This window comes from Arachnia sp. (assembly GCF_057238465.1).
Genome location: NZ_DBHHFZ010000010.1, coordinates 40573 through 60626 on the forward strand (window position 1 = coordinate 40573; position 20054 = coordinate 60626).

General features: G+C 65.6%; 18 protein-coding genes and 1 tRNA gene. 11 read left to right on the forward strand and 8 right to left on the reverse strand.

Annotated elements, in window-relative coordinates; all coding sequences use genetic code 11:
* The 3 genes from ACO6D6_RS11260 to ACO6D6_RS11270 all read right to left on the reverse strand — a co-directional run bounded on the left by ACO6D6_RS11260 (position 1) and on the right by ACO6D6_RS11270 (position 2639).
* The gene (locus ACO6D6_RS11260) at positions 1-918 is read right to left on the reverse strand and encodes an enoyl-CoA hydratase/isomerase family protein (RefSeq protein ID WP_484785343.1); all 918 of its coding nucleotides are present in this window, start codon (positions 916-918) and stop codon (positions 1-3) included.
* Positions 919-984: 66 nt separating this feature from the next.
* On the reverse strand, positions 985-1956 hold the full coding sequence (locus tag ACO6D6_RS11265) for a sugar-binding transcriptional regulator (protein WP_484785344.1): 972 nt from the start codon (positions 1954-1956) through the stop codon (positions 985-987).
* Positions 1957-2066: 110 nt separating this feature from the next.
* Positions 2067-2639 (reverse strand): manganese efflux pump MntP, encoded by a 573-nt coding sequence (locus tag ACO6D6_RS11270; protein ID WP_484785345.1) that lies wholly within the window; start codon positions 2637-2639, stop codon positions 2067-2069.
* Positions 2640-2838: 199 nt separating this feature from the next.
* Between ACO6D6_RS11270 and ACO6D6_RS11275 the strand changes: the two genes are divergently transcribed.
* Positions 2839-3600 carry a metal-dependent transcriptional regulator gene (locus ACO6D6_RS11275; protein ID WP_484785346.1) on the forward strand — a complete coding sequence of 254 codons (762 nt, stop codon included), beginning with the start codon at positions 2839-2841 and terminating at the stop codon, positions 3598-3600.
* A 6-nt stretch (positions 3601-3606) separates the two neighbouring features.
* Here the strand turns inward: ACO6D6_RS11275 and ACO6D6_RS11280 are convergent, their stop codons facing one another.
* The 3 genes from ACO6D6_RS11280 to ACO6D6_RS11290 form a co-directional block, all read right to left on the reverse strand.
* Positions 3607-4818, reverse strand: a complete 1212-nt coding sequence (locus ACO6D6_RS11280; protein ID WP_484785347.1) for a hypothetical protein — start codon at positions 4816-4818, stop codon at positions 3607-3609.
* Positions 4819-5210: 392 nt separating this feature from the next.
* Positions 5211-5284: transfer RNA gene (locus ACO6D6_RS11285), tRNA-Pro, on the reverse strand.
* Between the two features lie 77 nt (positions 5285-5361).
* Positions 5362-6642, reverse strand: a complete 1281-nt coding sequence (locus ACO6D6_RS11290) for a thymidine phosphorylase (RefSeq protein ID WP_484785348.1) — start codon at positions 6640-6642, stop codon at positions 5362-5364.
* A 103-nt stretch (positions 6643-6745) separates the two neighbouring features.
* Here ACO6D6_RS11290 and ACO6D6_RS11295 point away from each other — a divergent pair, with 103 nt between their 5' ends.
* Genes ACO6D6_RS11295 through ACO6D6_RS11305 form a run of 3 tightly spaced genes read left to right on the forward strand, consistent with a single transcriptional unit; the run spans position 6746 to position 9288 of the window.
* The gene (locus ACO6D6_RS11295; protein WP_484785349.1) at positions 6746-7921 is read left to right on the forward strand and encodes an MFS transporter; all 1176 of its coding nucleotides are present in this window, start codon (positions 6746-6748) and stop codon (positions 7919-7921) included.
* A gap of 45 nt (positions 7922-7966) precedes the next feature.
* Positions 7967-8779, forward strand: coding sequence for a TIGR04255 family protein (locus tag ACO6D6_RS11300; RefSeq protein WP_484785350.1), 813 nt, complete (start codon positions 7967-7969; stop codon positions 8777-8779).
* Entirely contained in the window at positions 8776-9288 is a 513-nt protein-coding gene (locus ACO6D6_RS11305) for a helix-turn-helix domain-containing protein (protein WP_484785351.1), read from the forward strand. Before ACO6D6_RS11300 ends, ACO6D6_RS11305 begins: the two co-directional genes overlap by 4 nt.
* A gap of 910 nt (positions 9289-10198) precedes the next feature.
* Here ACO6D6_RS11305 and ACO6D6_RS11310 read toward each other — a convergent pair.
* Positions 10199-11233: a YdcF family protein gene (locus tag ACO6D6_RS11310; protein ID WP_484785352.1), complete on the reverse strand. Its 1035-nt coding sequence runs from the start codon at positions 11231-11233 to the stop codon at positions 10199-10201.
* Between the two features lie 152 nt (positions 11234-11385).
* Positions 11386-12183, reverse strand: coding sequence for an alpha/beta fold hydrolase (locus ACO6D6_RS11315; protein ID WP_484785423.1), 798 nt, complete (start codon positions 12181-12183; stop codon positions 11386-11388).
* Positions 12184-12400: 217 nt separating this feature from the next.
* Between ACO6D6_RS11315 and ACO6D6_RS11320 the strand changes: the two genes are divergently transcribed.
* The 7 genes from ACO6D6_RS11320 (at position 12401) to ACO6D6_RS11350 (ending at position 19914) form a co-directional block, all read left to right on the forward strand.
* Positions 12401-12898 carry a Dps family protein gene (locus tag ACO6D6_RS11320; RefSeq protein WP_484785353.1) on the forward strand — a complete coding sequence of 166 codons (498 nt, stop codon included), beginning with the start codon at positions 12401-12403 and terminating at the stop codon, positions 12896-12898.
* Between the two features lie 156 nt (positions 12899-13054).
* A complete protein-coding gene (locus ACO6D6_RS11325) occupies positions 13055-14101 on the forward strand; it encodes an iron-siderophore ABC transporter substrate-binding protein (protein ID WP_484785354.1) in 1047 nt (348 codons plus the stop codon).
* Positions 14098-15141: a FecCD family ABC transporter permease gene (locus ACO6D6_RS11330; protein WP_110644271.1), complete on the forward strand. Its 1044-nt coding sequence runs from the start codon at positions 14098-14100 to the stop codon at positions 15139-15141. The genes ACO6D6_RS11325 and ACO6D6_RS11330 overlap by 4 nt, the downstream gene beginning before the upstream one ends.
* Complete coding sequence (locus ACO6D6_RS11335) at positions 15138-16178, forward strand: FecCD family ABC transporter permease (RefSeq protein ID WP_484785355.1); 1041 nt, start codon at positions 15138-15140, stop codon at positions 16176-16178. Before ACO6D6_RS11330 ends, ACO6D6_RS11335 begins: the two co-directional genes overlap by 4 nt.
* A gap of 14 nt (positions 16179-16192) precedes the next feature.
* Positions 16193-16999, forward strand: coding sequence for an ABC transporter ATP-binding protein (locus tag ACO6D6_RS11340; protein WP_484785356.1), 807 nt, complete (start codon positions 16193-16195; stop codon positions 16997-16999).
* A 268-nt stretch (positions 17000-17267) separates the two neighbouring features.
* On the forward strand, positions 17268-19214 hold the full coding sequence (locus tag ACO6D6_RS11345; RefSeq protein WP_484785357.1) for a hypothetical protein: 1947 nt from the start codon (positions 17268-17270) through the stop codon (positions 19212-19214).
* Positions 19215-19227: 13 nt separating this feature from the next.
* Entirely contained in the window at positions 19228-19914 is a 687-nt protein-coding gene (locus ACO6D6_RS11350) for an ABC transporter ATP-binding protein (RefSeq protein ID WP_484785358.1), read from the forward strand.
* Positions 19915-20054 lie beyond the last annotated feature (140 nt).

A 20054-nucleotide genomic window follows, 5' to 3' on the forward strand; every position in this document is an offset into this window, starting at 1 on the left:
TCAGTAGGAGAACACCTCGTCGACGACCCGGGTGGGCACGTCCTCCAGGGTGGCGTAGCGCCAGGCGGGCTGGTTGTCCTTGTCGATCAGGAGCGCGCGCACGCCCTCGACGAAGTCGACGGGGATCATGTGTTCCGCGAGGCGCAGGTCCTGGTGCAGCACCCCGTTCAGGTCGAGGGTGGCGGCCCGCCGCAGTGCCCGCAGCGCGATGTGAACCGAGAACGGTGAGCGGGCCCGCAGCTCGCGACCCGCCTGCTGGGCGGCCGGGTCGGGGTGTTCCTCGAGCCGACGGGCGATCTCCACCGGATCATCGCCGGTGTAGCACTCCTGGATCCAGACGGCCTCCGACAACGGGGCGGGCAGGTCGCCGTCGGCCGACTCGTCGGCCAGGTTGATGCGCAGGGCGTCGCCCCCGCCGATCGTGCCGGAGGTCAGCGCCATGTGGGTGCCCAGCGCCCCCGCCCGCGCCAGCCAGTACATGACGCCCGCGTCCGGGAAGAAACCGATCTTCGTCTCCGGCATCGCCATCAGCGTCGATGAATCGACTATTCGCCGGTCGGCGTTGACCGTCAGGCCCAGGCCGCCGCCCATGGTGATGCCGCTGAGATGGGCGGTGACGTGTTTCGGGAACTGGGCGACGATCAGGTCGAGCAGGTACTCGACCTCCAGGAACCGCAGCCAGGGTTTCCCTTCGCTGATGGCCTGCGACAGCTCCCGCACGTCGGCGCCCGCGCTGAACCCGCGCGTTCCCTCGCCTCGGAGCACCACCTCCCGCACCGAGTCGTCGTGGGCCCACGAGGTGAGGATTTCGCTTGCTGCCTGGAACATCTCCAGGGTGAGGGAGTTGATGACGTTGGGACGGTTGAGGGTGAGAGTCGCGACCCCGTCGTCCAGGGTGGTGACGAGCAGATCAGTCATGAGGACAGCCTATGAGGTTCACGAAGCGCATCCGAACCGGAAACGGGAATCAACTGTCCGGAGGATCTAGTCGAGTCGCAGCCCGGGGCGCATCTCGTGCAGCACCGCGAGGGCGGTTTCCTCGTCGATCACCAGATCCGTCGCGACTCCGGCGCGCAGCGCACCCAGCACCGGCACCGCCTTGCCCGTCCCGCTGACCACGCAGATGCGACGGGGAATGGTTCGCAGCTCCGCCGGGGTCATGCCGGTGGCGCGGGAGTTGATGGGGAGGTCGCGCCAGGACCCGTCGGCCCGCAGCATCACGGTGCAGACATCGCCCACCACACCCTCCGATTTCAGGCAGGCCAGTTCGGAGTCGTCGAGGTAGTTGGCGGAGTACACGTGCGACTGCAGGTCGGCGCCGAGTCCCCCCACCCCGAAGATCGCCTTCGTGCAGGAGGCCCGTACCTGGAGCATGTGGCGGGTGGAACGTTCCGCCCACATGGCGGTGCGGGTTCCGGGATTGTCGAAGAAGGCCGGCAGCGCCAGGAACTGTTCCTCGCCGTGGAACGCGGCGGCGAAACGCTGCAGGATGGAACCCACGTAGGGCAGTCCCGTGGTGCGGTGGTTCGCGCCGCCGTTCAGGCTCACCACGGTCACCCCGGTCAGGTCGCGGGGTCGCAGGTGCTGGGCTACCGCTGAGACGGTGGTTCCCCACGCCACCCCGACGACGTCGTTGTCGGTGACGATCTCGTCGAGGAGCCGGGCCGCCACCTTCGCGACCTGTTCGAGGCGCAGCACATAACTGGAACCGGGACGGACGTTGACCAGATGCGCCTGGACGCGGAAATTCTTGCGGAAGATCTCGGCCAGACGGGTCATGGGGCGGTCGGGGTCGGTGATGGTGACGCGCACCAAGCCCCGGTCCTTGGCATCCTTCAGCAGCCGCGACACCGTGGAACGGGAAACCCCCAGGTGGTGGGCGATCGCCTCCATGGTCTCGGACTGGATGTAGTACATGCGCGCAACCCGGAGCAACAACTCGGTGTCGCGTTCCATGGCGCTCCTTCGGGACAGGGCCGATGCATGATGACTGCGCCAGCGTATCCCTTGATGGAGGTCGAGCAGGTGCGGGAGGACGGATTGCTCGACCCGGCCGCGGAATTCGGTTACAGCAGGCCGAGCCCTTCCAGCAGAATGCGGGCCCCGATGATGATCAGCACCACACCGCCCAAGAACTCGGCGGGCTTGCGGAACCTCACCCCGATCCGGTGTCCGATCCCGACCGCGGCGAACGAGGTCACCAGCGTGATCAGGCCGATGCAGAGGACCGCCAGGAGGATGGAGACCTCCAGCATCGCGAAGGACACCCCGACGGCCGCCGCGTCGATGCTGGTCGCGATCCCCAGGATCAGCAGGTGACGCAGGTCGAGCCGGCCTCCCTGCCCGCCGTCGTCCTCGTCATCGTCGGCCTGGAACGCCTCCCAGGCCATCTTGCCGCCGATGATCGCGAGCAGAGCGAAGGCGATCCAGTGGTCGAAGGGATCAAGAATGCTGGTGAAGTTGGCTGCCAGGAGCCACCCGAGCAACGGCATCGCGGCCTGGAAACCCGCGAAGGTGAGGGCGACTAGCAGGGCGTGCCGGTAGTTGAAACGAGCCATCTTCAAGCCTCTGGTGAGAGAAGCGGCGAACGCGTCGGCGGACACCCCGAATCCGACCAACCAGATGGACCAGAGAGACATCGTCAGACCTTCCAGGGTTCCTGTGGGAATTGAGTTGCGATGACCTCGTTTCCCGGGGAAATCCAACTCGTGAAACCACTGTGAACCCGCCGGTCGTGGTGTGTCCACGGGTAACTGAAAGTGTGTCTGACCACACCTTTTGCGACACCCGTCACCCTGTTGAGACGCGTCGCGGTTTCGGGAAGAATCGTCGTAGCGGGTGGAGACGCGACCCGCGACGAACAGCCTGCCGGGTGCGGTGACGGCCGCCGGCAGGACGACCCACCCGGAAGAAGGAATGATGACGGCCACCGGCGCTGACGTGACCCGGGTCGCGGAGGACTACCTCGCGCTGATCTGGAAGGCCTGCGAATGGCCCGACGACGGACGTCGTCCGAACACCACCGACCTGGCCGCCGCCCTCGGTGTCACCCCCTCCACGGTCTCGGCCAGCCTGAAACGCCTGGCCAAGGAGGGAATGATCAAGTACCGCCCCTACGGCAACATCGAACTGACCGAGGAGGGCGAACGGATCGGGCGTGCGGTGGTGCGGCGTCACCGCATCATCGAGACCTACCTGGTCACGTCGCTGGGCATGCCCTGGGACCAGGTCCACGACGAGGCCGACCGGCTTGAGCACGCCGCATCCGAGGCGCTCGTCGACCGGATGGACGAGATCCTCGGCCACCCGGAAGCGGATCCGCACGGCGACCCGATCCCGAGGAGCGGCAACACCAACCACCTGGGGGTGGTGCTGATCGCCCACGTCGCAGCGGGCGCCAAGGTGCGGGTGGCGCGGGTCTCGGACTCCAACCCGGAGATTCTCCGGTTCCTCACGGAACGCGGCATAGCCATCGGGACACGCCTGGAGGTGCTGTCCGGGCTGTCCGGGATGGGGCTGATGGCCGTCGGCCACGAGGGAACCGAGATCGAGCTCAGCGCGCCGATAGCCGAGGCGATCCACGTCGCGCCCGTGGGTTGAGGTTTCCTACCGCAGCAGGTCGTCGTGGTGGCCGACGTGGACCAGTTCAATGGTGCCGTCCGGGTACTGCCACCAGGTCAACCGCGCCGCCCCGGGGGCCCCGCGCTTGACATACGTCCGCCACGGAACGGCGCCCTCGGGAATGGACTTCTGGATCACCGACCTGCCCGGAATGATGAATTGGTGGGTTTTCCTCCGGTCCCAGGCGTGACCGGATAGAACGTCAACCACGACCTGGATGATTTTCGCCCTGCCGCGCAACAGCTCCGCTTCCATGGAGTCGAGGAATCCTTCGCCGATGATGTAGGGACTCAGCGATTCCCCGCGTTCTTCCTCCGGGTTTCCGGTCAGCCATTCATATTCCACTTCCCAGCGGAATTGTTTTTCCGGGTCGCTGTAGACCCGGGGATATCCGCGACGTTCCTCCTGATCGGCCATTCGGCGGCGCAGGTGATCCAGTTCCTCCTCCGCCGCGTCGGCGCGGGAACGTTCCCTCGCCAAGGATTCGTGATCGCTGTCGAGAAGCAGCATGAGGTCGTCGATTATGGAACTGCGAAGCTTGTTCGCAATCCGCTCCGTCTGGGTGTCCAACAGGTTTTTCAGTTCGGTGGCGCTGAGTCCCGTGACGGTTGATTCGGGTGGCGCCGGGGCCGGTTCGGGGGTGGCCGGCGCAGGGGCCGGGCGAGGGGGTCCCGGTTTGGGAGCCGGCCCCGGTTTCGGGGCACGCGAACTCGGTGGTCCCGGTTTCGGGACCTTCAGGGCCCGGGCGGGGGCGGATGGCGCGACGTCCAGGGAGGACCTGAATCGGTTGAGAGCGGCCATCTGGTCCTCGGACAGGGCCTGTGGTGGGGTGCTCGCGCCGACCTGACGTGGGCCTCCGATCCCTTGGTGGGATTTGACGTAATCCGCTATTTCGAGGCAGGCGCTGTCGGCGTCGTCTCCCGGATAGACCCGGAACAGTCGGTGTCGTCGCCAGTGGTCCGTTCTGGCGGCCCCCGCGAGGATCACCCGGATGCCGCCGCCATAAACCTGGAATTGAGGATCCACGGTGTCCGATAGTCGCTCGGAGGCGGTCATTGAATCAAGGACGGCCAATTCGGTTCCGGGAACCAGGTGCTGGGCCAGTAGCTTGGAATCGATCCGGGGTCGGTTCGTGTCGCTGGCAGGAGACACCACCACCAGGGCGCCGTCGCGTGACGAATCGAAAATCCTGCTCACCAGAATTCCGACATCGTTGACTCCGACCCGCCACTCGGAAACCACAATCCCTCTCCCTTGACACAGCCCGTTTCGGTCGACAAGCAATCGCTGCCGCCACCCCGACGCGAAGTAGTCGCCAGCGATCCGGCTACAACCCATTGTTGCAGAGTCCGCAACAGGACCAAATACGACGAGCCGGCGGGGTGTTCGTCGCCCGAGAATCGTGCAAAATTAGAAGTTTCGGCCAGGGAGGGGCGACGGGGGCAACGTGGATGTGATGCTTCCTTGCTCCCTTCCTGAGCTCGGTCGCGTCGGATCGTGTCTTGTGGCGTGCATCACGAATGCAGCAGCTGAGTTGACGAAGGCCCTCCGGCCAGGTGTCTTCCGTGGTCAGAGGGCCTTTCACAGGGTCGGGGTGACAGGATTTGAACCTGCGGCCTCGTCGTCCCGAACGACGCGCGCTACCAAGCTGCGCCACACCCCGGTGGCTCGTCCGAGCCAGCGGAAAGAATATACCAGCGCAGGCGCGCGGGTGAAATCGTCGCCCGGGTCGCGGTTTCCTCAGGTGGCGGCGTCGATCCTTCCCAGGATCACCGGGTCGGGGGTGACCGGGTTCCCGGAGTAGGTGACAGCGCCGTCGAGGGCCTCCAGGGCGCGGTCGAAGCGCTCCGGTGTGGCGGTGTGGAGGGTGAACAGCGGGGCTCCCCGGGTGATGTGGTCGCCGGGTTTGGCGTGCATCTCGAGGCCCGCGACCGCCTGCACGTCGTCCTCCTTGCGGGCCCGGCCCGCCCCCAGCCGCCAAGCCGCAACCCCGACCGCCATCGCGTCCAGGCGCGCGACGTACCCGTCGGTTTCCGCGGCGACGACGTGGGTGTGCTCCGCCACCGGCAGGGGCGCGTCGGGGTCGCCGCCCTGCGCCGCGACCATGCGCCGCCACACGTCCATCGCGCGGCCGTCCTGCAGCGCCGGGGCCGGGTCGACGTCGGGTTTGCCGGCGGCGGCCAGCATCTCGCGGGCGAGTCGCACGGTCAGTTCCACCACGTCGCGCGGGCCGCCGCCCGCCAGCACCTCCAGCGATTCGCGGACCTCGAGTGCGTTCCCTGCGGTCCGGCCGAGGGGGGTGTCCATGTTCGTCAGCAGCGCGACGGTGTTGACGCCCGCGTCCGTTCCCAGCGCCACCATGGTGCGGGCCAGCTCCTCCGCGCGGTCGCGGGTCTTCATGAACGCGCCCGAACCGACCTTCACGTCCAGCACCAGCGCCCCCGTGCCCTCCGCGATCTTCTTGCTCATGATCGACGACGCGATCAGCGGGATGGCCTCGACGGTGCCGGTGGCATCGCGCAGGGCGTAGAGCTTCTTGTCGGCCGGCGCCAGGCCGGAACCGGCGGCGCAGACCACCGCTCCGACATCGGCCAGCTGCGCCAGCAACTCCTCGTTGTCCAGGGCGGCGCGCCAGCCCGGGATGGCTTCCATCTTGTCGAGGGTGCCACCCGTGTGCCCCAGGCCGCGTCCCGACAGCTGCGGCACCGCCACGTCGAAGGCCGCCACCAGGGGAGCCAGGGGCAGGGTGATCTTGTCGCCGACCCCGCCCGTGGAGTGCTTGTCGGCGGTGGGTTTGCCCAGCGACGAGAAGTCCATGCGCTGGCCGGAGGCGATCATCGCGGCGGTCCAGCGGGCGATCTCGTCGCGGTCCATGCCGTTGAGCAGGATCGCCATCGCCAGCGCCGACATCTGCTCGTCGGCCACCACCCCGTCGGTGTAGGCCCGGATCACCCAGTCGATCTGGTCGTCGCTGAGCCTGCCGCCGTCGCGTTTGGTGGAGATGACCTCTATGGCGTCCATGTTGATGAGTCTAGGACCCGTTCGGTGAAAGGTTTCGTCGTGGGTGTGGAGGATTTTGTACCGTGTACGCCACAAAATCTTTCACAATGACATAATCCCGGAGATGAGTGCTGACGCCCGGCGGGCCCGGTGGGGTGTCGTCATGCTGTTCTGGTTGAACGGGGTGGCGTGGTCGTCGATCCTGCCCAGATATCCCGAGATCAAGGAGTCCCTGAGGCTCGACGACCAGTGGTGGGGCATCGCGGTGGCGATCGGTCCTATCGGCGGCCTGGTCGCGGGCCTGGTGACGGCCGCGCTGATCCGGCGGTACTCGTCGGCGTGGGTGTCGGTGGTCTCGCAGGTGGTGGGGATCGCCGTGCTGAACCTCATCGGCAACGCCCCTGCGGCCTGGGTGTTCGCGGTGGGGGTGTTCCTGATGGCGAGCCTCGACACGCTGACCGACATCTCGATGAACGCCCACGGACTGCGTGTCCAGGAACTCTACGGCCGCCCGATCCTCAACAGTTTCCACGGTTGGTGGTCGATCGGCGCGGTGTGCGGGGGTTTCATTGGTTCCGCCGCTCGGCAGGCGGGGATTCCCGTCTGGGCGCAGTGCATCGCGGCGACGGTGGTTTTCGGTGGGATGTCGCTGGGTGCGAAGACCTTGCTGCTTCCCGGCCTGGACCACGACCCGCAGGCCGAGAGGAGCCGGCAACAGCGACGGCGGCGTCTGACTGCCGGTACCTTCGTGCGACTCGCGGCGCTCGGACTGCTCGGCGCCTCGGCCGGGCTGATGGAGGACACCGGTTCCACCTGGGGTGCGATCTACCTGGACCGGCAGTTCGAGGTCATCCCGTTCGTGGCGGGCATGGCCTTCGTCGGGTTGCAGGGGGCGCAGCTGATCGGCCGGTTCACCGGCGACGCCCTGGTGTCGCGGATCGGCCCGCGACTCGCCGTCGTGCAGGGCGGCATCATCGCTTTCATCGGCATGGGATTGTCGCTGATCTGGCCGTCGCCGACCACCGCGATCCTGGGTTTCGCCTGCGTCGGCTGGGGTGTCGCGACGGCGATCCCATCGGCCATGCACGCCGCCGACGAGCTACCCGACATGAACCACGGCGACGGGCTGATGATCGTCACCTGGATGATGAGGATCGGATTCTTCGCGGGTCCGCCGCTGATCGGCTCCTTGTCGGAGGCCACCGATCTGCGCCTGGCGCTGTGGGTGGTCCCGGCCTTCGCGGTCGTGATCCTGGTGCTGAGCCCGTCGCTGGGCCGGGATGTCGGTGGGAGGCGGTGACACCCTCTCGGTTTCCGGTCAGAGGTGTGAAGTAGAGTGTGAAGCATGACGAGGGAGAGATTTCGCCCATTCACGGGAGACGCGGCGTCACGTGTGAACCTGGAGAAGAATGCGCTGGCCTTGGTGCTGTGCCAGGTGCGTTGGCCGGATCTTCGGAACCTTCGTGATCCGGAGCAGCTCGGTGCACTGGTCAGATCCTTGGATGAAGCCTTCACGGACTATCCCGAGGTACGGGAGGGGCAGGAGCTGGCTTTCAACATCACGCCGGTCGGTGTCGCGCCCGTTCCGGGGGAGCAGACGCATGATTGGCTCTCGGGGGACGGGGCCTGGATCGCAACGTTTTCAAAACACTCCTTTTCGCTGTCCTGCCTCCGCGGTTACACCCGCTTCGAAGAATTCACCGAGCGCCTGCAACCCCTTCTCGACAGCGTCCTCGCGGAGGTTCGCCCACCCAGGCTGGAACGTGTCGGGGTCCGCTATGTCAACAGGTTCTCGGATGACGACGTGCTGACGAACCCTGCGGCGATGTTTCACGGTTTCGGGCAGCCGCTCACGGCTGCGGATGATTCCGTGCAACTCCTCAACGCCACCCAGCAGTGCACGTACAGGATCGACGACCTGCTGCTCCAAGTGCGATCCGGCTATGTGCCCCCCGAACAGACGGTCGACCCGATGATCCCCCCAGTGGCAGGAAACAGCTGGGTCCTTGACCTGGATTCCTTCAAACAGGATGCCACCGTCGCCGATTCCGGGACGGTTATGGCAGTGGTTCAGAAACTTGCGGACATCAACTACGACTATTTCAAGCATGCGGCCACCGACGCGTTCCTCGAGGTGCACGGTGGAGGAGGATCATGATGGCTTCCCAGATGACGGCTGTTGCCGTGCCCTTCCTGATGCCCTTCGCACTTGCCGGCGGGGTGAGTGGAATGCAGGGGACATTCACATCCCTGCCCACCATGTCGGCGGTGGTAGATCGCGTGGTTGTCGCCGTTCCTGCAGGTGACCGGGGTCTGCCCCTCCGGGTCGGAAATCCGGAGAAACAGCGACCCCTGCCGGAGCGTGTGTCGAGGCTGCGTGATTCCTCCGGACTGAGCGCGCAGCAGCTTGCCCGACTGTTCGGTGTGTCGCGGCGTTCCATCAATCACTGGCTCAGCGGGAAACCCATGGCCGACGAACACGCGACCCGGCTCGGCAGGCTTGAAACCGCTATCGCTCAGCTCCCTGAAGGGGCTGGCATCGAACGTCGTCGAGCATTGTTGGCGGGCGATGGGGGGCCGAGCCTTTATCAGAAGCTCTGCGCCGAGGTTCGTTCCCCGGACCCGCTCCAGGGCGTTGGCCTGACCGTGGAGGAGCAGGTGCGGTGACATCCGTGGTTGGGTCGGATCCTGAGGGGCAGGAGATGATGCAGGGGGACTGGGTGCGGTTGGCCGCTCCCTTTCAGTTACCGGCATGCCCAGACGTCCCCGTTTCCAATGTCGTGATCATCAGTCAGACCTGCGATGTCGTCCAGAAAACGCGGAAATGCATACTGATCGCCCCGATCGCACAGGCATCTGAGGACGAGTACCGGGAAGCCGTCAGAGGCAAACGCCCTTTGCTGCTGGCCTTTCCCGCTCAGGACGATGCTCCTGTCGTGCTGCTGGAACACGCGACTTCCGTTCCCAAGACCCTGTTGGCTGACGCAGCTTTGGTGCGGAGACTGTCCCATGAGCCAGCTTCTCACGCCGCCCGGGACTTCGCCCGGAGGGTTGGTTCCGCCCATTCACGGTTCCCCATACCTGACGAAGCGGTTCCTGCTCTCAGTAAGTTCACGGACCGGATCCGCAAAGAGGCCCCGAAAGACAGATCCGTCGGGCGGGTACTGAAACGTGTCAGGGAGATCCGCGTCGAGTCGCGGACTGCTTGGAGGGCTTGGTCCGACCGGATGATGTCGTCACGAGCTGCGAGGTCGAGGCGATCTCTGAGGATGATTTCTCATACGCGCAGTACCGGGTAAGTGAGAGCCTCAATTTTGAGGCAATGTCGGTCACGCCCGCGCGTCCCGAAGGTAAGGGGTGAAGCGTCCAGCAGGATCTAAGCGCGGCAACTGCGGGAGTGCCGTCCACCAGTTGACACCAATGCTCTGAGTGCATTCACGCCGGGTTTCAATCCTCGATTGGGTGCCGCACCCCGAGCGAAATCCAACGGGAATGGAAACAAATCGAGATGGCAGCCTAACCCGTAATCCAAGGTTTTTCGCCACTGTCTACAAAACCTACAACAGCCCGGTTTTCGTCAGGACAGCCAGGAGACCAGTGCCACCAGCAATGTCGACGGCACCGTCACCAGGGCCAGGCCCAGCCCGTAGGCCTTGGGTGATCTATGCACCACCGCCACGAACTCCCGCAACATTGCGCTGGGCCAGTAGTACCACGCGGTACGCGCCCCCAACACCTGGATGCCCGTGCCCAGGTCATGGGCCAACAGCGCGGCACGCATCGCGTGGTAATTGCTGGTGACCGCGATTCCCGTGGCCTGTGGTCCCAGACGCGGCTCGGCCCGGACCAGATCCGTCGACATCTGGAAGTTCTCCCGGGTGGTCGTGGAGTGGTCCTCCAACACCAGGGCGGCTTCCGGGATACCCTGCTCCAGTGCGTAGTCAGCCATTGCCCGGGCTTCACTGACGGGTTCATCAGGACCCTGCCCACCACTCATCACCAGCAGCGGACGCCGTCCAGCATCAACCTCACCCCGCCACACCCCAAGGGCCCGGTCAATGCGTCCGGCCAACAGCGGGGTGACCTTCCCGGAAGGAACCCCGGCACCCAGCACCATGATGAAATCCGGGTGGATTCTCCGGACTATACGTTGGTAGAACCAGGAGTACCCGACGAAGCAGAAGAACATCAGCGCCACCCAGCCGGTGGTGAACATGATGAACGTCGGGACGGGAAAGGCTCGTCTTTCCCCGGTAAGAACCACGGCGATACAAACAACCATTGCCGCAACCAGCCCGACGCCAGCGAGCAGGGACAACGAGTGGGCCAAGGAGAAACGTTCTCTGCAGAGCATGACCAAACCGTTGAGGATGAGGAAACCCGCCAAGCCGATGGCCAGCAGGGGGGACATGAGCACAAGGAAACCCAGCCCCACCAGTGGGGCCGCGAAACCGAGGACCGCCAGCGTCTGGATGCCGAGCAGCAGGGTGGCGGTGATCCACCCGGCATTGGCCAGTCGCCGTGGTTCCTGGCGGATACGTCGCCATGTCGCCCACCCCACGATGAGCAAGGCCACCAGCAGTATCAATCCGATCAGGGTGCTCAAATCCACACTGGCACGATAACCACACCATCAGAATAAAAATGCCGCTGGAGCCGTGATTCCGGGAACACTCGGGGTGATCTCAGGGACGCCGGTCAGCCCGTGGTCGCAAGACTCTTTCCGGTGTGACGAACCCAGGTCCGCTGCCCGGAGCTACCGGTTCACCTGGCTTCGTGATCCCCCACATGGGTCTGGCCGGGTGGCTCGAAGGCCTCCTTGATGAATGGGTCGACCAGTCCGTGGTAGGTCTCCGGGGCGTCCCGCCGCACGCAGTGGCCGACACCGTCGATCAACACCAGGCGCACGAGCGGGTTGGTCACCTCGGAGGGGTCCGGGGCCATGTCGCCGTGGCGGGGTGCGAGGTACAGCGTCGGTATCGTCAGCTGGTTGACTGCGCTGACGAGGTCGGCCTCGCCGAGATAGGTGCCCTCGCGGATGAAGCGGCGGTCGACCTGCTCCTTGCACCTCGCCCACTCCTCGATCTCGGCATCACTCCATGAGGTCTCGCGCCGCATCCGTTCCCGCTCGGCCGGGCCGCCATCGGCGACGAACGCGTCCAGGAACCGCTCCTGGTGCTCCACGAACCAAGGAGCCGGACCCCAGTGCCCGGTGGGACGCGCGACGTCCTCCAGGACCAGTGCCCGAACCAGGTCGGGTCGGGCCACGCCCACTCGCAGCGACATGAGCCCTCCCAGGCTGTGCGCCACGACGACCGGTGGCTCTGGAAGCGAGGAGATCACCCGCTCAAGGTCTTCCTGCATGGTCTGCGGTGCCCGGGCCAGGGAGTCGTCGCCCCACCGTGGGGACATCCCGTGCCCCCGCAGGTCCACTGCGAGAATGTGATACCGGGAAGACCAGCGGGCCACCGCGTCGGGCCAGGCGGCGGCCGATTCCGTCAGGCCGTGGACCAGAAGCAGGGTTGGAGCCGTGGGATTCCCCCACTCGCGCAGTGCAAGCATCGTCACCTCGGCGACTGTAACACCAGGGTGTTCGGAAGCGTCGTGGTGGAGGGGCTGTGCCCAGGATTCTTGGTGCTCGATCGGGGTGGCACAATCCTGTGGAACGGGCGGTTCCGTCGGGTGGGGTGGCTTCTGCGCGGAGGGTGTCCGACCTTGTCAGGCTGGCCTTCCTAACGTGTGGATGGGTTTCCTTGAGGGTGGACATAATGTTGAAACCATGAGTACCGAGACCGTGAACACCCCGCATGTGACCCTGTCCTTCACCGCATCCGCTGCGCTGCGCGACAGCTTCCAGCGCGTTCTGGTGAACCTCATCGCCCTTGAGCTGGTCGGCAAGCAGGCCCACTGGAACATCGTCGGCCCGAACTTCCGCGACCTCCACCTGAACCTCGACGAGGTCGTGGGCATCGCCCGCACGGGTTCTGACGATGTCGCCGAGCGGATGCGCGCCGTCAACGCCACCCCCGACGGTCGTCCCGCAACCGTCGCCGCCTCCGCCACGGTGCCCGCTGCTCCAGAGGGCGAGGTTCTCACCACCGATGCCGTCGCCTACATCGTCTCCGCGATCGAGGCAGTCGTCGCGACCCTGCGCGACGTGCACGACACCATCGACGGGGAGGATCCCTCCTCCTCCGGCATCATCGAGGACCTCACCGTCCAGCTCGAGCAGCAGGCGTGGTTCCTCTCCGCGGAGATCCGCAAGCCCGTCCGCTGAGCCCGGCCAGGCTCTCTGCGACCCCCGGCACGTCCGGGGGTCGCTTTCTGTTTCCCCGCGGCGTCGTCCTTTTTGTCCACGCACACCCTCACTCTGGCGCATAGCTTAGGTTTGCCTTACCATTGCTGGGCCATTCCCGAGATGAACGGAGCCCACGTGCTTTCCAGAAGGACCTTCGTCGCGATGCTCGCCGCGACCGCAACCGTTGGCATCGCCGCCTGCTCCAGCAATTCGACGCCCCAGGGCACCCCCCCGGCCTCAGGAAACGGTGGTTCCTCCCCCGCCGCCGGAGACGCCTTCCCCATCACCATCAAGCACGCCCTCGGTGAAGCCGTCATCGAGAAGAAACCTGAACGCATCGCAACACTCGGGTGGGCCAACCACGAGGTGCCGCTGGCCCTTGGCGTGGTGCCCGTCGGCATGAGCAAGGCCAACTGGGGTGACGAGGACGGCGACGGCCTGCTGCCCTGGGTCAAGGAGAAACTCGACGCCCTGGGCGGCCAGACCCCCGTCCTGTTCGACGACACAGACGGCGTCCCCTTCGAGGCCGTCTCCAACACCAAACCCGACGTGATTCTCGCCTCCTATTCCGGCATCACCGCGGAGGACTACGCGACCCTCAGCCAGGTCGCGCCCGTCGTCGCCTACCCCGAGGCAGCGTGGATCACCACCATGGACCAGATGATCGAGCTGAACTCCCAGGCCATGGGCCTGGCCGCCCAAGGCAAGGCGCTGATCGCGGACCTGGACAAGCGGGTCGCCGCGGCCATGGAGCAGCACGCCGGTCTCAAGGGCAAGAAGGTGCTGTTCTCCTTCCTCAACGCCAGTGATCTGTCCAAGGTCGGCTTCTACACCACCCACGACCCGCGGGCTGGGTTCCTCGTCAAGGCCGGGCTGGGAACCCCGGAGATCGTCGAGAAGGAATCCGCGGCTTCCAAGGCGTTCTGGAAGGACATGTCCTCGGAGAAACCGGAGCTGTTCAACGACGTCGACATCCTCCTGACCTACGGGCCCGCGGACCCGACACCGCTGAAGGAGGCCATCAAGGCCGACGCGCTGCTCTCCCGCATCCCTGCGATCGCCAAGGACCACGTGGTCTTCCTCGGGCAGGACGCCCTCTCGGCCTCCGCGAACCCGTCGCCGCTGTCCATTCCGTGGGGCATAGAGAAATACGTCGCGAAACTGGCCGAAGGTCTCGAGTGACCGCTGACGGGGTTCTGACCCGGCCGGATGTCGAAGTCATCAAACGCTCGGCCGGACGCCGTCTGCTGTGGCTGGCGGTCCTGGTAGTGGTCCTGCTGGTGATCGTGGTGGCCTCTGTGATCTTCGGGGTGCGGGCCGTGTCCTTGGACGATGCCTTGGCCGCGCTGTCCGGTGGAACCGCGACGGCCGAACAGGCCGCCGCGGCCGGTCGCCTGCCCCGCACGGTGCTGGGGCTGCTGGCCGGGATGTCCCTGGCAATCGCGGGTGGCGCCATGCAGGCCGTCACCCGTAACCCGCTGGCCGATCCCGGCATCTTCGGGGTGCTGTCGGGGGCCTCCCTCGCGGTGGTGATCGGTCTGGCCTTCCTCGACCTCTCCCACCCCTACGCGCAGCTGTTGATCGCGGTGCTCGGGGCCGGTGTGGCGGCTGGGTTCGTCTACGGCGTCGGGTCGCTGGGACGCGGCGGCGCGACACCGCTGAAACTGGCCCTGGCCGGTGCCGCGACATCCGCGGCGTGCTCGTCGCTGGTCTCGGCGATCCTGCTGCCCCGGGTGCGGGTGATGGACTCGTTCCGGTTCTGGCAGATCGGTGGGATCGGCGGCGCCACCTGGGACCGGGTGGGACTGGTGGCCCCGTTCCTGATGGCCGGCGCCCTGATCTGCCTGTTCTCGGCGCGCGGCATGAACTCCTTGGCGCTCGGCGACGACGTCGCCACCGGACTGGGTGAGAACGTGATGCGCACCCGGCTGGTCGCGTCCATCGGCGCGGTGATCCTGTGCGGGGTGACGACGGCGGTGTGCGGGCCGATCGCGTTCGTCGGGTTGATCGTGCCGCACCTCTGCCGGCTCCTCGTCGGCACCGACCACCGCTGGATGCTGCCCTTCGCGGGCCTGGCGGGTGCGTGTCTGCTGCTCGCCGCCGACACCCTGGGGCGGGTCGTCACCCCCAACTCCGAGATCGACGTCGGCATCATCACCCCGTTCCTGGGGGCCCCGTTCTTCATCTGGATAGTCCGACGCCAGAAGGTGCGTGAACTATGAGCGCTGCTGCCATCCCCGACGTCAAGGCTCTGCGCGTCGCACGCTCCCGCCGCATCCGGGCCCAGGTCCTGGTAGTCCTCGTGCTGGCGTTCTTGGTAGTGGGTTTGTGGGCCGCGTCGCTGATGTTCGGTGAGAGCTTCTACGGACCCTCCGAGGTGTGGAGGGTCATCGCGGGTGAGCGGGTGCCGGGCGCCAGTTTCACCGTCGGTACGCTGCGGCTGCCGCGCGCCACCCTCGCCGTGCTGGCCGGACTGGCCTTCGGGTCTGCTGGCGTGACCTTCCAGACCCTGCTGCGCAACCAGCTGGCCTCCCCCGATGTCATCGGCATCTCCGCGGGGGCCAGTGCCGCCGGGGTGATCGGCATCGTGATCCTGGGGTTGAACGAGACCACCGTCTCCCTGCTCGCCCTTGCCGCCGCGATCGGTACCGCCGTGGCAATCTACGCCCTCAGCTACAAGGGCGGTTTCGCAGGAACCCGGCTGATCCTGATCGGCATCGGTGTTTCGTCGATGCTGGGGGCGGTGGTCACCTACACTCTCGCGCAGGCATCCGCGTGGGACCTGCAGGTCGCGACCCGCTGGCTGACCGGATCGCTCAACAGCGCGGGGTGGCCGAGGGTGGCGCCGCTCGCCGCCACCTGCGCGGTGATCCTGCCGTCGATGTGGGTGAACTCCAGCAAGCTGGCAGCGATGCGTTTCGGCGACGACACCGCCTCCGGGTTGGGCGTGAAGGTGTTCTCCGTGCGGGTCTGGACCATCGTCGCGGCCGTCACCCTCGTGGCCGTCGCGACCGCCTCCTGCGGGCCGATCGCGTTCGTCGCGTTCATGTCCGGGCCGATAGCGGCGCGGATCAGCCGCTCCGCCTCCTCCTTGGTGCTGCCGGCCTCCCTGGTCGGCGCGATCCTGGTGCTGGCCTCCGACCTGATCGGTCAGTTCGCCTTCGGCGCCCGCTATCCCGTCGGCATCATCACTGGTGCTCTCGGCGCCCCGTTCCTCGTCTACCTCCTCATCCGCTCCAACCGGCAGCGCCGGAACTGACCCCCGGAGACCCAGTGACCGCGAACCATTCCCTCACAGCCGTCGGACTCGGGCTCGCCTACGGCGACCGCACCGTCATCGACAACCTCGACCTGACCGTCAAACCCGGGGCCATTACCTCCATCGTCGGCGCCAACGGCTGCGGCAAGTCCACGCTGCTGCGTTCCCTCGCCCGGCTGCTGCAACCCAGGCACGGACAGGTGCTCCTCGACGGCAAATCCCTCCACGAACAGCCGACCAAGGAGATCGCGAAGGTCCTGGGCCTGCTGCCGCAGTCGCCGACCTCCCCGGAGGGCATCGTCGTCGCCGACCTCGTGGGTCGCGGACGCCACCCCCACCAGGGGATGCTCGGGAGGTGGAGCCCCCGCGACTACGAGGTGGTGGCGGAATCCCTCGCCGCCACCGACACCACCGAGCTGGCCGACCGTCCCGTCGACGAGTTGTCGGGCGGTCAACGGCAGCGCGTGTGGATCGCGATGGCGTTGGCGCAGGAAACCGACGTCCTGCTGCTGGATGAACCCACCACTTACCTCGATGTCGCGAACCAGCTCGAGGTGCTCGACCTGCTGATCGACCTCAACGCCAGGAGGGGCACCACGGTCGTGATGGTGTTGCACGACCTTGGGCTGGCGGCCCGCTACTCCGACGAGCTCATCGCGATGCACTCCGGCAGCATCCTGGCGCAGGGCGCCCCGTCGGATGTGGTGACGGAGGAGACGGTAAAGGAGGTGTTCGGGATCTCCTCGAAGGTGGTGCCGGACCCCGTCTCCGGGGCGCCGCTGGTGATGCCCATCGGCCGGCACCGGGTGAAGGGGAAGTGACGCGGGCAGCTCCGCAGATCGTCGTCCCGTCGTCCGGTTCGCCTGCCTTGCCGCCGCTCGCCTGTCCTGGTCCGGGTTCGCTTGTCTTGTGGTCGTCTGCTTGCGCTACAGCGCTGGTGAATGACGTGTAGGCAGGCGAAAGGGGGCGCGGCATCGCCGTTGGGCGGACGGGGTGGGTACAATCTGCCCAACCTGATGTGTCGTCCGGGCTCAATGAGGAGAGACGAGGTCAACTGTGTTGAGGTCATTGATTCGCGGGATGGCTGTCGTGACCGTCGTGATCGTCGCTGTCCTCTCCTACCTCCAACTGTCGCTTGTGGAGCAGGAGTACCCCTTGGGGACGGATCGTTCTGGGACAATCCTCTTCAGCAGTTCCAATCTGGCCAAGGAACAGATCCTGGACGGAATTCAGGAAATCAGTCGCAATCATGACATCGATGTCTATCTGGGGGCTCCTAGTAAGGATGATCCGTTCCATGGGTTGGATCTTTACGCACTGGGTGACAGGCAGCCGGCCGGCGCCACGGACATTGTCTGGATTGATTTCCTCAGGCACGGCAAGCTGTATCCGGCGAAGGAGCTGGGAGACACCAGTCTCTCGGCGGTCTATGCCCTGAAGGGCCCGGCGGCCGGGGTTGAGGAATTTGAACGATGGGCACAGGACAACGGCGCGACCGTTTCTTGGGCCCAGGGAGGTCCGTTGGCGATGTTCGCCGCAGGTCTCGTCTACGGAGGTGCGGGGATCCCGCTAATCGCGCTGGCGGTGCTGGGCGTCACCGTGGTGTTGGCTTGGTATGCGGCGCGTGCTGAATCACGTGCCGTCAGGCTGCTAGCGGGCACTTCGGATCTACGGATCCAGGCGCAGGACATGCTCGGATGGCTGCGTTTGGCGGTACCTATCGCGCTGATGGGCGTGCTGCTGCTGGGAATACTGTTCGGTGTTCTCAAGGGATTCGGCGGTGCGCTGGCCCTGATCGCGGTCGTCGGACTGTACCTCTGCCTGCTGGGTGGGATTTCTGTTGTCTTCGGGGTGGTTGCATCCCTGGTCACCGCGCCATCGGTCAAATCACTGGCCCTGCGACGACCTCCGGAGGCCAGGTTCGAGTTCCCCAGTCAACTCCTCAAGGCTGTGGCCCTGACCCTTGGGTTGGCCGCCCTGCCGGCCATGCTGTGGCAGGTGAATTCGTCTCTCGATCAGGCCGATATCCAGGGCAGGGCGATGCCGCTGAAAGGCTACGTCTCCCAAGCGGTCGGGGGACTCACCAATGAGGAATTCGAGAACAGCATCGGCGTCCTTGGCCGCTTCGTGGGTGCCGTTGACGAGACCGGCACCGTGGCATATGCCTCCATTGTGAACAGGGAGGATCCCGGCCCCGAATTCTCCGCCGAAGGGTTCGACGGTTTGGCCGTGATAAACAAGAAATATGCGGAAGAACTCGGTCTGGGGCTTGTCCCGGGGCAGGGAAGAAGGACCTTGGTCCCGGTGCCCGGGGAAACCGTGGAAAGGCTTCTGAAATCTTTGGAGGGACGGAACGTCGGTGGGATCTCCGGGAGAGTCGGAAAACAGAATGCCACAGCTCTCGAAAATGGACTCACCGCCTACCGTTTCGAAGATTCTGAGGGGATCATCGCGCCCACCGGAAGCGGATTGGGTTTCAAACGGTCCAAGCGTCCCCTGCTGCTGGTCTCGGAACGGATCACCGCGAGCTTCAACGACGACGCCATCGTGTCTGCCATGACCAACGGGGAAATCATGTTCGGTGACACCGGGGTGCTGGAACAGAAAGCCCGGGAACTCGGGGTGACGAGCATGCTCCTGAGCCGCAGCCGGGTCACCGATTCCGCGTTGCTGTCCGCACAGTTCGCCAACCAGACAGCGTTGACCACCGGCACCACCATCGTGATCCTGCTGGCCGCCATAGCCGTGAGCGGCTGGTTGTCCGCCCGGGTCTATGCCACCAACAATGCGCGATTCATCTACCCCATGCTGACCTATGGACGCGGCTGGTGGAGCGTACTCAGAAACCGGATTATCATTGAAGGTGTTATCATCGTATTGACCTTCGTGATCGTGTCGATCGCCTACTTGGCATTTGGCCTGTCCTGGTCGCCCATCCTAATGCTCGGGGTCTTGGTCTATCTCCTATATTCCGGATTGTGTCATCAACGAGCGGCATTCAACGTCGTTGCTCGCGTCACCCAACGAGCCCACTGAACTCAGGAACATCATGCGGATAACAGCCCACGACATCAATTTCACGATCGATTCCCGTACCATTCTCGATGGTGTTTCGCTCGATGTTCCATCCGGAACCGCGATGGCGCTCACCGGCCCCAGTGGCTCGGGCAAGACGACGTTGCTCAACTGCCTCAGCCTGCTTCTCCCGGTCAGCCGGGGGGAGATCTTGATCGACGGTACCGAGGTGACGCGCCTGTCGGAGGGGCGACGGCGACGGTTCTGGCGCGACAGTGCCGCATTCGTTTTCCAGGACTACGGGTTGGTGCCGGATGAGAGCGTCGGGTTCAACGTCTGCATGGAATCCTCCCCGCTGTTCCGCAAACCGAAGAAGTGGGGGGCCGGGGTGGAGGACGCGCTCAACAGGGTGGGCCTGACAGGCCGGGCCTCCGAGCAGGTCGCCAAGCTCAGCGGTGGGGAACGGCAGCGGGTCGGTATTGCGCGCGCGATCCACAAGAAGGCCAAGGTCATCTTCGCCGACGAACCCACCGCCTCACTGGACGCGGGCAACCGGCAGATCGTCCACGACCTGCTGCTGGGTGAGAAGGCCCGCGGGGCGACCATCGTCATCTCCACCCACGACGACCACCTTTCGTCCGCCTGTGACGTGGTGTTCCGCCTGGCCTCTTCTGAGTCCGAGTCGGCTCGCCTGCCGAAGCGCGGTTTGTCTGCTCTGTAGAGCGAATAAACGGCACCTCGGCAGGTGGGCAGGCGCCAAGGTCCGTGAGAAACAGAGGGCCACTGCCCGGTCCGCCTGCCTTGTGGTCGTCTGCTTGCGCTACAGCGCTGGCGAATGACGTGTAGGCAGGCGGAAGGGGA